This window comes from Streptomyces sp. NPDC001222 (assembly GCF_042896945.1).
GTDB classification, from domain to species: Bacteria; Actinomycetota; Actinomycetes; order Streptomycetales; family Streptomycetaceae; genus Streptomyces; species Streptomyces gibsoniae.
Map to the genome: position 1 here is coordinate 1 of NZ_JBIAXT010000015.1, position 13,176 is coordinate 13,176.

The following is a 13,176-nucleotide window of genomic DNA, read 5'->3' on the forward strand; positions in this document are numbered from 1 at the left end:
AGCAGCAACGACTGACGGACACACCATCCAACGAGACTACGGATGGCCCACAACTGAAGCGCCGAAGCTGGCCTCATATTGAGCCGTCGCCGACAAGCGGCACCTCGCTCATCGGCGGAGTCAGCATCGATGATGAGCTCCAGGGGGCACCGCTGGACAGCGGCGATGATCGGGCTTCCAAAGGAGATCCCCTCGGGCGCTTCCAGCTTCGTTCGAACAGCATCTTGTGCAGTGCTCTGGCTTCATTGAGCGACGCGAACTTGGGACTCAGGGATTGTTCCGCCACACGCGAATCGTGGCAGGGCCCGCGCGAGGTCGGCGTAGTGACTTTGGCCGGGAGCTGCTTTGGCGCGAGTGATCATGGCCCCGTAAGCTTCCGGCGCGTCGGGCAGTCTGTGGACCTGCCCGGTGAAGCACGACGTTGGGGCCATGATCTTCGAGGCCCGCGCCAAAGTGGCTGGCTAAAGTGGCGGAGCCGACCGCCGCAGCCACAACGTGTTCTGACCTCATGCCCTGTGTGCCTGCCTCTTGGGCGGGAGCGGGCGGCCGGCGGTGCCGAGCGGGGCGGAGACATGAGCGCGGGCGCCGACGGCCGCCCGTGCCCGCCCGGAGGAGCGAAGCGACGACGGGTGCTTGATGTGGCAGGGAAAGTCACCGGCCTGCGCGGCCACGCGGAACCGACAACCGCTCCTTCCGGTCGCGGGGCTGGTGTCCCAGTCGTAGACCGGACGTATGGTGCTGCGGCCCCCGGTAGAACCGATGCTGGCGCAGGCCCGTGACCGGTTGCCTCCGCCCGGAGCGCTGCCCGGCGGCTTGGTCCTCCAGCCCAAGTTCGACGGCTACCGCGCCCTGCTTTTCACGCCGAGGGCATCGTCGGGGCGATCACCGGCACCCTGCCCCGCCCGCAAAGCCTCTTGGTGGGCCGCTACGACCAGGACGGAGCCTTGCATCTGGTCGCCCGTAGCACCCAGCTGCGCCCTGAGTCGGCCCGGCGTGTCGCCGGCAAGCTCACCGCTGCGAGGCCTGGGCACCCGTGGGAGGGCGTGCGATTCACCACGTCGTGGGCGTCTCGGACACCACTCGACGTCGTCCTCGTCGAGCCCGCACTGGTCGCGGAGATCGACGTGGACACTGCCCAGGACAGGGGAGCCTGGCGGCATCCTGTGCGGTTCATCCGCCTCCGTGAGGACATGGCGCCACAGGACGCTGCTGCCTCCGGCGAGGGCGCCGTGCCGGCCGCCGGGTGACCGCACGGTCGCAGCTGCCCTGTGCATCTCGAAGCAGCTTCAGGGCGTCGAGAGCGACCCTGGCTCGCGGTTACCTCTCCGCTCTGCCTGAACGGCCTGACGGTGCCCGGAGAACTTCTCCGCGTATTCACCGCAGCCACCCGCAGAAACCCGGTGACAGCCGGACAGCGCCGGACTCTCCGCCCGACCACCAGGAGCGGTCCGGCGCTCTTCTGTGTAGACCTACACCCACCCTGACCAGCAAAAAGCCCTCCCCAAAGGGAGGGCGGAAACGGGCGCCCCCGGCAGGACTCGAACCTGCGGCCAAGCGCTTAGAAGGCGCCTGCTCTATCCACTGAGCTACGGGGGCCGGTGTGGTGGCCTGTCGTGGTGCCCGGGTGCGGGCCGATCCGTGACCTTGCCGGGGACAAGGATAGGACTCCCGGGCCCTTGTCCCTGGCGCTTCCCCTCCGTGGCTCGATGTGGAGGTTCAGTGAAGCGGTCCCGATAATCGCAGGCAGGTGCGAATCGCGCATCGCTTTTGACGTCTCGCGCCCCGGGTGTTGTGCACTCGTTATGCCTGCGTCCCAGTCGCCCCTTCCGCCCCATGTGTCCTGTCGGCGCGCAGACATGCCCATATGCTTCAGAAAGCCTCCAAAATTGGGCATTCTTCGCATGTGCTGACCTTGGACGTACGGCCTCAGCTGCTCGACGCACTCTCCGCCCTGCGCGACCGTGTCGCCGCCGCACGCTTTCCGTTGCCCCTGGCGGGGGCTCCACGGGCGCGTGCCAACCGCGACGAGCTTCTCGCACAGCTCGACGACTATGTGGTGCCCCGGCTGAGAGAGCCCGAAGCACCGCTTCTGGCCGTCGTCGGAGGATCGACCGGCGCCGGAAAGTCGACCCTCGTCAACTCCCTCGTGGGCCGCAGGGTCAGCGAGGCGGGCGTGCTGCGGCCCACCACCCGTACGCCCGTACTCGTCTGCCACCCCGAGGACCACCACTGGTTCAGCGGAATGCGCGTCCTGCCCGACCTCACGCGCGTGTGGGTGCCCCACCAGGAGAGCCCCGACGATCTCGACCCCGTCGTGGAACGCGAGGAGCGGGTGCTGCGCATCGAGACCGCCGACACCCTGCCGCGCGGACTCGCCCTCCTCGACGCGCCCGACATCGACTCCCTGGTCGCCGACAACCGCGTCCTCGCGGCAGAGCTGATCTGCGCCGCCGACATCTGGATCCTGGTCACCACCGCGGCCCGGTACGCCGACGCCGTGCCCTGGCACCTGCTCCGGACCGCCAAGGAGAACCGGGCGACCCTGGTGACGGTGCTGGACCGGGTGCCCCATCAGGTCGTGTCCGAGGTGTCACGGCAGTACGGAGCCCTGCTCACCAAGGCCGGGCTCGGCCACGTCCCCCGCTTCACCGTGCCCGAGCTGCCCGAGTCCGCGTGGGGCGGAGGGCTGCTGCCCGCCACGGCCGTCGCACCGCTGCTGGCCTGGCTCACGTACCAGGTGCAGGATCCGGCCGCCCGAGAGACGGCCATGGCGCGTACGGCCTACGGCGTACTCGACTCGCTGAGGTCCCGTATGCCCCAGCTGGCGGGAGCGGCAGCCGCCCAGTACGCCGCCGCGCTGCGGCTGACGGCCGCCGTCGACACCGCGTACGACAGCGAGTACGCGCGCGTGCGGAACAGGCTGGAGGCCGGGGCCGTCCTCGCCGGCGACGCCCTGACGCGATGGCGCGGCTACCCCCGGGACTGCACCCCGGGGGAACTGCTGGACGCCCTCGTGGAGAGCCTCGGCACCCTGCTGCTGTGTGCCGTCACGGCCGCCGACGAACGCATCGACGAGGCCTGGCGGAGCGAGCCCGCGGCGGAGGCCCCCGGGCTGGCCAACCGGGATCCGACCCTGGACAGCGCCGAGCACCGTATCGGGATGACCGTACGGCGCTGGCGGCGCGAGCTCGAGGAGTACGCCGAGGAGGCGGTGGGCGACCTCGACCGGAGCGCGGCGGTGGACGCGGAGGCGGTGGCCGCGCTCGTCGCCACGGAACTGCTCGGCGGCCCCCGGGCCAAGGGAGCGGGGGAGGGGCTCGCCGAGCGGATCGGGGCGCGGACGGCCCTCCGGCTGCGCGAGCATGCCGCAGGACTGCTATCCGAGTACCTGGACCGGGCGCTGCGCGCGGAACGCGAGCGCCGTGTCGCCCCGCTGGACGCCCTCGACATCCAGGCCGACCCCCAGGCCGAACTCATCGCCGCGCTGTCCGTACTGCAGAAGGAGAGGTGTCCGCGGTGACTGCTGTCACTGACCGCACGGATCACGCCGAGCACCCGGAGGAGCGGGGGGAGTCGGGGGCGGCGAGGGAGCCGGGGGAGGCGGGGACTCCTGAGCGGCTTGCGCGGCCCGAGGGTGCCGACCGCCCTGAGCGGCAGCCGGAGAGCGCTGAGGAGGGGCTTCCGGAAGCCGGTGACGATGCAGCCGGGGACGTGGACGAGGGCGCGGACACAGAGGCCCAGAGCGGGAGCCCGGCCGCCCGCCCCCAGGAGAAGGTCCCGCACGCGCGCGTGGAGGACGACGCCCGCCACGCGCGCGTGCGACATGAGGACCCCGTGCAGCGCTCCGAGTCCGAGGCCGCCTGGGACGACGGGCTGATCGCCAGGCGCGTGCCCGAGGCGGGGGCGGGAGGTCCTCCGCAGACCGCCACGGTCGTGGAGCCGCGCGGCACGTCCGAACGGCAGCCCGCGCCGCTCGCGTACGACGGAGCCCTGCGCTCACGGCTGGACGCGCTGCGTGAGCTGGTGGCTCTGTCACGGACCCGGCTGGACGGCGACACGCTCGCCGAGGCGGGCCGCGTCCTCGACGAGTCGTCAGCACGTCGCAGACTCTCCGGGGAGCACACCGTGGTCGCCATCGCGGGTGCCACCGGCAGCGGGAAGTCGACACTCTTCAACGCGCTCGCCGGGGTGAACCTGTCGGAGACCGGGGTGCGCCGGCCCACCACGGCTGCGCCGCTCGTGTGCATGTGGAGCGACGGCGCCTCCGCCCTCGTCGACCGGCTCGGCATCCCCGGACGGCTGCGCCGACGCCCTCCGCAGAGCCCTGACGGCGACTCGCAGCTGAGCGGACTCGTCCTGATCGACCTGCCCGACCATGACTCCGCGGCCGTGGCGCACCGGGAGCAGGTCGACCGCGTCCTGGCGCTCGTCGACGCGGTCATCTGGGTGGTCGACCCCGAGAAGTACGCCGACGCGGTCCTCCACGAGCGCTATCTGAGGCCCCTCGCGGGGCACGCCGAGGTCATGTTCGTCGTTCTCAACCAGGTCGACCGGCTCCCCGGGGAGGCCGCCGAGCAGGTCCTCGACGATCTACGACGGCTGCTCGACGGGGACGGGATCGCGCTCGGCGAGTACGACGAACCGGGGGCGAGCGTGCTCGCGGTCTCCGCGCTCACCGGGGAGGGCGTGGGGGAACTGCGGGAGGTTCTCGGACAGTTCGTCGCCGAGCGGGGGGCCGCAGCGCGCCGGGTCTCCGCGGACGTGGACGCGGCCGCGGCCCGGCTGCGGACCGTCTACGGGACGGGTCGAGGCATCGGGCTCAGCGAGGAGGCGCGCGAGGAGTTCGCCGGGCGGCTCGCGGACGCGGTGGGCGCGACCGCTGCGGGTGAGGCCGCGGAGCGTGCCTGGCTGCGTAACGCCAACCGAGCCTGCGGCGCACCGTGGTTGCGTCTGTGGCGGTGGTCCCGGGAGCGGCGGCAGTCCGCCACGGGCGGGCCGACGCCGCCCGCGCCGACGGACGAGGAGGCGACCGCGCGGCAGAACGTCGAGCAGGCGGTACGGACGGTGGCCGACCAGGCGGCGGCCGGGCTGCCCGCCCCGTGGGCCCAGGCGGTACGCGAGGCCGCGGTGCGTGGTGCGCACGGGCTGCCCGAGACACTGGACCAGCTCGCCCTGAGCGGCGCCGAGCCGCCCGGACGGCCGCCCCGGCCCGGCTGGTGGCCGGCCGCCGTGATGGCCCAGGTGATGATGACGCTTCTTCAACTGCTCGCGGTGCTGTGGCTGCTGGGACAGGTCGTGGGGCTCATGTCGCTCCACCTCGGCGTGCCTGCGCTGCTGCTGGTGGCCGGCGTCGTGGGCGGTCCCGTCGTCGAATGGTGCTGCCGGGTGGCGGCGCGCGGACCGGCCCGCAGATACGGTCTGGAGGCGGAACGAATGCTGCGGGAGGCGGCGGCCGGGTGCGGGCGGGCCCAGGTGCTGGATCCCCTGGCGGCGGAGCTGCTGCGGTACCGGGAGGTGCGGGAGCAGTACGTGAAGGTCGTGGGGGACGGTGCGGTGGCGCGCTTGGGCTGAGTTCCCGGGGCCCACCGGGCGGAGGCGCTCGTTCGAGTGGCGGGGTTGTCCACAGCCGGTGAACGGTCCACAGCGCGCGGCGAGTTCGGGCCGACGGAGGCAGTCTGATCTCGCGGCGATCGCGACGGACGCGGTCACCGCACCGGCGGCGGCACGCCACAGGACGTGACCGCCGCATCAGACGCAGCCGTACGGGACAGGCCCGTACGCGCACAGTCCCGGCGCCGCAGGCCGGGACGGCGGAGGGGGATTTCATGAACGAGACGTTGGTGTGCGTGGTCGGCAACGTGGCCACGCAGCCGGTCTACCGGGAGTCGCCGGCGGGGCCTACGGCCCGTTTCCGGCTGGCGGTGACGGCGCGGTATCTGGACCGCGAGAAGAACGCCTGGACGGACGGGCACACGAACTTCTTCACGGTGTGGGCCCGGCGTTCACTGGCCACGAACGTCGCCGCGTCCGTGGCGGTGGGTGATCCGCTCGTCGTCCAGGGGAGGCTCAAGTTGCGCACCGAGCAGCGGGACGGACAGAGCTGGCTGTCGGCGGACCTGGACGCGGTGGCCGTCGGCCATGACCTGTCGCGCGGTACATCGGCCTTCCGGCGAGCCTCGAAGCCCGAGCCGCAGCCCGAGCCGGGGGCGCAGTCTGAGCCCACTTGGGAGACGGGACCACCGAGTCGGACCGAGGAGGCGGAGCAGTCCCGACCGCTTTCCCAACCCCGCCCCGAACCAGTAGGCGTGACATGACGTCAGTCGTCATTGGTCCCGCGGTGACCGGAGTGCCGTCCTTCACCGGACAAGTCGTCCGATGACCGAACAGTCCTGGTGGATTTGTCGATACGCACTGCTCATCGATGGTGTGAGCGATAACGATTCCGAGTCGGATCGGTTGTCGGACGCCATCACTGGGAAGAGGGGTGCGCCGCGTCCTTAGGATTCCGGGCATAGCTCCAGGGCTTCCGATTCTGCTGGTGGGACCGCACCCCCCACGTCAATGGGTCCCGCTCGAAGGGGAATTCTGTGTTTTCTTCGCTCTCTGCGTCGTCCGTGCGCAGGCGAGGGGCCGTCCGCCTCGCCGCCGTGACGCTGGTGTCCGGAATCGTCTCGGGTGGCCTGCTGGCCACCGCGGGGACGGCGGCTGCTGACGGGACGCCGCAGAGCGAAGGAGGCGCGACCGCGACCCTGGGCGCCCTCAAGACGTTCGGGACCGCGGTCGTCCACGACGACGGCAAGGACGAGCAGGTGGCCGCGGGACTGTTCGAGATGTCCGTCGACAACGGCGGCACCCTGCAGACCTACTGCATCGACATCCACAACCCGGCGCAGAAGGATGCCAGGTACCACGAGACGTCCTGGAGCGGCACGTCTCTGAACGGCAACAGGAACGCGGGCAAGATCCGCTGGATCCTCGGCAACTCCTACCCGCAGGTCAACGACCTGGCCGCGCTGGCGGCCGAGGCCGGCGCCAAGGGGCTCACCGAGCAGGACGCCGCCGCGGGCACGCAGGTGGCGATCTGGCGCTACTCGGACGGGGCCGACGTGGACGCGGTCGACCCGCAGGCGGAGAAGCTCGCGGACTACCTGGACAAGCACGCGCGGAACCTCCCGGAGCCCGCCGCCTCCCTGACCCTCGACCCGCCCGCCGTGTCCGGCCGCCCCGGTGCGCGGCTCGGCCCGGTGACGGTGCGCACGAACGCCGACAGTGTGTCCGTGACACCGCCGTCGGGCGCCGCGGCCGCCGGAGTGAAGGTCGTCGACAAGGACGGCAAGGCGGTCACGTCCGCGACCGACGGCAGCCGGCTCTACTTCCAGGTGCCGAAGAAGGCGCAGGACGGTGCGGCCGACCTGACCGTGCAGGCGTCGACCACCGTGCCGGTGGGCCGGGCCTTCGCCTCCGACACCCGCAGCCAGACCCAGATACTCGCCGGTTCCAGCGAGTCGACCGTCTCGGCGACGGCCACGGGGACCTGGGCGGCCAAGGGCGCGATACCGGCGCTGTCGGCCGAGAGGAACTGCGCCAAGAGCGCCGTGGACATCACCGCGGTGAACAAGGGCGACGAGCCGTTCACGTTCGAGCTGATGGGGACGGAGCACGCCATTCCGGCGGGACAGACCCAGACGGTGACGGTCCCGTTGCAGGAGGACCAGGCCTACGACTTCACGATCACGGGCCCGGGCGGCGACCGGAAGTGGGTCAAGGGCGTCCTCGACTGCAAGACGGAGAGCAGCACGGGCGGTCTGCGGACACAGACGCTCAGTGACCCCAGTCCCGCGACGGTGGGCGGTACGGGGGCCACGGACACCAACCTCGCCGAGACGGGCGGCACCAGCGCGACTCCCTTCATCGCGGGCACGGCCATAGCCCTGGTCGTCATCGGCGGCGCGGCCCTGGTCCTGATCCGGAAGAAGACCCCCGCCCAGGACTGACGGCGCCTGGGCCGCCCGGCACCGGCTGATCCCGGGCGACGGTGACGTCGACCCCCACAACCCGGTGCCACTTGTCGTGAGCGGGCATGAAAAGGCCCCTCAGCGGCGGGACTCCACCGATGAGGGGCACTCTCAGGGACTTGGCGCCTTCCCGACATGCGCTTCCGGGCAGAGGGAGGTCACCGGCGTTCGCGCGAGCTCGTCGCGGGCGGGACGCTCTGGTCGTACTGGAAGACGTTGTGGGGGTCGTACTTCGTCTTGATCTCGCGCAGTCGGTCGAAGTTGGGTCCCCAGTAGGCGGTTTCCCACTCCTGCATCCCGATGTTCGGCACGTTGACGTAGGCGCCGTTCACGTAGGGCCGCAGCGCCAGGCTGAACTCGGCGATCCAGGCCTGGGCGTCCGAGGTGAGCGGGTCGCAAACGCCCGGGTCTGTTCCACGCTTTCCCCAGCCGACGCCGGGCTCTGCGTAGAAAAGCGCGTCACGGTGCGGGAACGAAGTGCCGCCGCGGGGACTCTTCCTGACGTTTCCGCCGAAGGCCTGGACGAAGTAGTTGCTGTCATCCGTCGGGGCGTCCATCATGAAATCGTTGATGATGTCGATCGCCTTGCTCGGGAACGGCTTTCTGGTGAACTGCGAGTAGAACTTCCAGTTCGCGGGTTCGAGCGCGGTCGGAATCTGGAATCCCGCATATACGTCGCCCCAGTTACCGACCTGCGTAGTGACGCCGGGGCTGCCGATCGACAGGATCGGGTCCAGCAACTGCTTCGCCTCGCCCGGCGTCCCTTCGGGGAGAACCCCGAACAGGAAGATCTGGTTTCTGTGGATCTCGAGCTGGGTTCCGAGGCGGTGGTCGGTGGTCGGTGCCGTTCGCTGATATGCGTCGAAGATGTCGTGGAGGTTCCCGATGTCCGGCCACGTCGCCACCAGATAAGTGACGCTCTTCAGCGGTGCCACTTTGTAGGTGAGTGACGTGATGATCCCGTAGTTGCCGTTCCCCGCCCCGCGGAGCGCCCAGAGCAGGTCCGGGTTCTCGTGCAGATCCGCCCTGATCACCTTGGCGCACTCGGTACCCGACGGGACGACGACCTCAGCCCCCACCAGGCTGTCGCAGGCCATGCCGAGCCAGCGGGTGAGGAAGCCGAAGCCGCCGCCGAGCGTCGCGCCGGACAGACCGACGCTGCCCTCCGTTCCCGTCGTCACCGCGAAGTCCTGCTTCGCGAGCGTGGTCACCGCTTCCAACTGGTTGAGCCCGGCGCCGACCTTCGCGATACGGGAGGCTGCGTCGATGTGCACCGACTTCAGCTCGCTGATGTCGATCACGAGGCCGTTGTCCACGTTCGACCAGCCCTCAAGGCTGTGGCGGCCGCTTCGCACACGCAGTGAGACGTTGTTCTGCCGTGCCCAGGTGAGGGCGTTGACCACGTCCTGGGTGTTCTGGGCGAAGACGACGACCAGCGGGTAGTGGGAGAAGAGCTGGTCCCAGCCGAGGCGCGCATCCGTGTATGTGGGGTCCTTGGGGCGGACGATGCGGCCGGTCAGTTGCGCCGGCGCGCATTTGGTGCCGCCGTGTCCATTGCCCGCAGCGCTCGCCGGCGGGGCCTCCACGGCCGTAATGCCCGGGACGGCGACCGCGCCGGCGCCGGCGGCCGCTGTCGCCTTGAGCAGGCCGCGACGCGAAAAGTCCTGCATGGTCCGTATCCTCTCGACCGGAATACGCCAGTATTCGGCTACGGCAAATCTTGTCTGCCGGCCGGCGCGTTCAATCCGCTGTGGATGATTCCTGCGCCCCGGACAGTAACAGGGGCTGCTCGTTGCAGCGTTGCCCAACACGCTTATCCGGGTGACGGTGAGACATTCAAGAGCACTGTCTGTGGGTGCCTGTTAATCAGTTCGGCCGCGTGATTCCGTGGGCTTTATGTTCGTGCTGGCGGTGCGGCGGTAATTGCTCTGCAGTCGAAGTATTTTTATCCTCCTGATCTGAATTCGCCGCCGTCCTGCTGCTTCTTGGCTGTGTGGGGCCGACCGAGGGCACCCGACAGTGACCACCCGAGACGTCGGCGGGGCGGGAGGTGTCGCCGGAGTCCGCCATACGGACACCTCACGGTGAGTCACGAATCATTGCCTAAATGTTACGTTCCGCAATCGCCTGGGGGCGAGTCGATCAACGCGGCACTCGACGGCGACGGGCAGCGACAGACGGTCTCGGCCACCAGCAGCGAAGCCCCAGGTCAGCGCCCCCGGACCTAGCGGGTTTCCGCTCCGGGGTGGCGGTCAGGCAAGATGGGGTGTATCTGCCCACTGCCAGATTCAAGCTGCCGGACGGTTTCTCTTGGCTGAGTTCATTTACACCATGCGCAAGGCGCGCAAAGCGCACGGCGACAAGGTGATCCTCGACGACGTCACCCTGAGCTTCCTGCCGGGTGCCAAGATCGGCGTCGTCGGCCCGAACGGCGCCGGCAAGTCGACTGTCCTCAAGATCATGGCCGGTCTTGAGCAGCCGTCCAACGGTGACGCGTTCCTCACGCCCGGCTACACCGTCGGCATCCTCCTCCAGGAGCCTCCGCTCAACGAGGAGAAGACCGTCCTGGAGAACGTCCAGGAGGGTGTCGCCGAGATCAAGGGCAAGCTCGACCGGTTCAACGAGATCGCCGAGCAGATGGCGGTCGAGTACACCGACGAGCTGATGGAGGAGATGGGCAGGCTCCAGGAGGACCTCGACCACGCCAACGCGTGGGACCTGGACTCCCAGCTGGAGCAGGCCATGGACGCCCTGGGCTGCCCGCCCGGCGACTGGCCCGTCACCAACCTCTCCGGTGGTGAGAAGCGCCGCGTCGCGCTCTGCAAGCTCCTGCTGGAGCAGCCCGACCTGCTGCTGCTCGACGAGCCCACCAACCACCTCGACGCCGAGTCCGTGAACTGGCTGGAGCAGCACCTGGCCAAGTACGAGGGCACCGTCGTGGCGGTCACCCACGACCGCTACTTCCTGGACAACGTCGCCGGGTGGATCTGCGAGGTGGACCGCGGTCGCCTGCACGGCTACGAGGGCAACTACTCCAAGTACCTCGAGACCAAGGCCACCCGCCTCAAGGTCGAGGGCCAGAAGGACGCCAAGCGGCAGAAGCGCCTCAAGGAAGAGCTGGAGTGGGTCCGCTCCAACGCCAAGGGGCGGCAGGCCAAGTCCAAGGCGCGGCTGGCCCGCTACGAGGAGATGGCGGCCGAGGCCGACAAGATGCGGAAGCTGGACTTCGAGGAGATCCAGATCCCGCCGGGCCCGCGTCTGGGCAGCGTCGTGGTCGAGGTGGACAAGCTCAACAAGGCCTTCGGGGAGAAGGTCCTCGTCGACGGCCTCAGCTTCACGCTGCCGCGCAACGGCATCGTCGGTGTCATCGGTCCGAACGGCGCGGGCAAGACCACGCTGTTCAAGATGATCCAGGGGCTGGAGACGCCCGACGCCGGTTCGATCAAGGTCGGCGAGACCGTCAAGATCTCGTACGTCGACCAGAGCCGCGAGAACATCGACCCGAAGAAGACGCTGTGGGAGGTCGTGTCCGACGGGCTCGACTACATCAACGTCGGCCAGGTCGAGATGCCGTCGCGCGCGTATGTGTCCGCGTTCGGCTTCAAGGGCCCGGACCAGCAGAAGCCGGCCGGTGTGCTCTCCGGCGGTGAGCGCAACCGCCTCAACCTCGCACTCACCCTGAAGCAGGGCGGCAACCTGCTGCTCCTCGACGAGCCGACCAACGACCTGGACGTGGAGACGCTCTCCTCGCTGGAGAACGCGCTGCTGGAGTTCCCCGGCTGTGCCGTCGTCGTCTCCCACGACCGGTGGTTCCTGGACCGCGTGGCCACGCACATCCTCGCCTACGAGGGCGAGTCCAGGTGGTTCTGGTTCGAGGGCAACTTCGAGTCGTACGAGAAGAACAAGATCGAGCGGCTCGGCCCGGACGCGGCCCGTCCGCACCGTGCCACCTACAAGAAGCTGACCCGGGGCTGATCGATCTTGCGGTACCTCTACCGCTGCCCGCTGCGCTGGGCGGACATGGACGCATACGGTCACGTCAACAACGCCGTGTTCCTCCGCTACCTGGAGGAGGCCCGTATCGACTTCCTGCGGCGCCCGGACAAGCAGTTCCAGCAGGGGTCCGTGGTGGCGCGCCACGAGATCGACTACAAGCGGCAGCTGGTCCACCGGCATGAACCGGTGGACATCGAGATGTGGGTCACGGAGGTCAAGGCCGCGTCCTTCACCATCGCCTACGAGGTGAAGGACCCGGGCCAGATCTATGTCCGGGCCTCCACGGTGGTCGTGCCGTTCGACTTCGAACGGCAGCGGCCGCGCCGGATCACCGAGGAGGAACGCGAGTTCCTCCGGGAGTACCAGGACGACGAGGAGGAGGCCGTCGCCGCATGACGGTCCTCCAGCTCGTCGACGACGGGGAGGCGGCGGATCTCGCCGCCTTCCTGGCCAGGCTGCTCCACTACGACCGCGGCGCCGCGGTGCGTCTGCAGGCGACCGGGACGACGCTGGCCGTGTTCGGGCGGCCGCCCTCGTTCGAGGTACTCGCGGTCCGTGCGGTGCGGCTCGCCAAGCCGTACGAGAGCGGGCTGGACGACGGGCTCGACACGACCGTCTCGGCCGGGGAACTCCTGGAGTCCGTCGACGAGTCGGCGGCCACGCTCGCCGTGCCCGCCGCCGTCACCGGACCGCCGTGGGCCGGGGTCCTGCCGCCGCGCGGCGGCTGGCAGCCGGTGTCCGGACTGCCGGCGCCCGACGCGCTGCGGGGGACCGTGGCCGCGGCGGTGGCCGAGTTCCGGTCGCGTACGGAGGAGTTGGCCCCCGAGCAGCGCACACGCGCCGCGCTCGACCGGGTCGGCCGGGAGATCTGGTCCCGCACGGTGGGGGACACGGGTCTTCCGGTGCGGGCCGTGCACGCGGCCCAGTCACTCGGCTTTCTGCGGCCGGTGCCGCAGGCGCCGCGCGACGAGCCCGCGGCGCGGGCGCGGGGCGCCGAGGAGCCGTCGGTCCTGTTCTCGTCGGGGGCGTGGCTCAGGCTGCGGACGCCGTACGGGTCGGTCGCCGTGCGCCGGGCGGGACTGGGCGCCCTGGACGTCAGCGTCCGCTGACAGGGGGGCCGGGGGCGCCCGGAGCGCCCCGGACCGGGGAGCGAGGACGCCCGGAG

At 70.0% G+C, this 13,176-nt stretch carries 9 protein-coding genes and 1 tRNA gene; 8 read left to right on the forward strand and 2 right to left on the reverse strand.

Annotated features, from left to right (window positions below):
- Nucleotides 1-917 precede the first annotated feature (917 nt).
- Nucleotides 918-1,247, forward strand: coding sequence for a hypothetical protein (locus ACFY2Z_RS21035; RefSeq protein ID WP_390745624.1), 330 nt, complete (start codon nucleotides 918-920; stop codon nucleotides 1,245-1,247).
- 276 nt (nucleotides 1,248-1,523) lie between these two features.
- On the opposite strand, the gene ACFY2Z_RS21040 is transcribed toward ACFY2Z_RS21035, so the two are convergent.
- Nucleotides 1,524-1,596: transfer RNA gene (locus tag ACFY2Z_RS21040), tRNA-Arg, on the reverse strand.
- Nucleotides 1,597-1,903: 307 nt separating this feature from the next.
- Here ACFY2Z_RS21040 and ACFY2Z_RS21045 point away from each other — a divergent pair.
- From ACFY2Z_RS21045 to ACFY2Z_RS21060, 4 genes are all read left to right on the forward strand, one after another.
- Nucleotides 1,904-3,520, forward strand: a complete 1,617-nt coding sequence (locus ACFY2Z_RS21045) for a dynamin family protein (protein ID WP_390745625.1) — start codon at nucleotides 1,904-1,906, stop codon at nucleotides 3,518-3,520.
- The gene (locus ACFY2Z_RS21050) at nucleotides 3,517-5,571 is read left to right on the forward strand and encodes a GTPase (RefSeq protein WP_390745626.1); all 2,055 of its coding nucleotides are present in this window, start codon (nucleotides 3,517-3,519) and stop codon (nucleotides 5,569-5,571) included. The genes ACFY2Z_RS21045 and ACFY2Z_RS21050 overlap by 4 nt, the downstream gene beginning before the upstream one ends.
- Before the next feature lie 254 nt (nucleotides 5,572-5,825).
- Nucleotides 5,826-6,314 (forward strand): single-stranded DNA-binding protein, encoded by a 489-nt coding sequence (locus tag ACFY2Z_RS21055; RefSeq protein ID WP_390745627.1) that lies wholly within the window; start codon nucleotides 5,826-5,828, stop codon nucleotides 6,312-6,314.
- A gap of 300 nt (nucleotides 6,315-6,614) precedes the next feature.
- Nucleotides 6,615-7,994: a Cys-Gln thioester bond-forming surface protein gene (locus ACFY2Z_RS21060; protein WP_390745628.1), complete on the forward strand. Its 1,380-nt coding sequence runs from the start codon at nucleotides 6,615-6,617 to the stop codon at nucleotides 7,992-7,994.
- Between the two features lie 179 nt (nucleotides 7,995-8,173).
- On the opposite strand, the gene ACFY2Z_RS21065 is transcribed toward ACFY2Z_RS21060, so the two are convergent.
- A complete protein-coding gene (locus ACFY2Z_RS21065) occupies nucleotides 8,174-9,826 on the reverse strand; it encodes an FAD-binding oxidoreductase (RefSeq protein WP_390745629.1) in 1,653 nt (550 codons plus the stop codon).
- 499 nt (nucleotides 9,827-10,325) lie between these two features.
- On the opposite strand from ACFY2Z_RS21065, the gene ettA reads away from it, so the two are divergent.
- Genes ettA through ACFY2Z_RS21080 form a run of 3 tightly spaced genes read left to right on the forward strand, consistent with a single transcriptional unit; the run spans nucleotide 10,326 to nucleotide 13,120 of the window.
- Entirely contained in the window at nucleotides 10,326-11,990 is a 1,665-nt protein-coding gene (gene ettA, locus ACFY2Z_RS21070; protein WP_390745630.1) for an energy-dependent translational throttle protein EttA, read from the forward strand.
- A 6-nt stretch (nucleotides 11,991-11,996) separates the two neighbouring features.
- Nucleotides 11,997-12,407, forward strand: coding sequence for an acyl-CoA thioesterase (locus ACFY2Z_RS21075; protein WP_390745631.1), 411 nt, complete (start codon nucleotides 11,997-11,999; stop codon nucleotides 12,405-12,407).
- Nucleotides 12,404-13,120, forward strand: a complete 717-nt coding sequence (locus ACFY2Z_RS21080) for a hypothetical protein (protein WP_390745632.1) — start codon at nucleotides 12,404-12,406, stop codon at nucleotides 13,118-13,120. The genes ACFY2Z_RS21075 and ACFY2Z_RS21080 overlap by 4 nt, the downstream gene beginning before the upstream one ends.
- The last annotated feature ends 56 nt before the right edge of the window (nucleotides 13,121-13,176 follow it).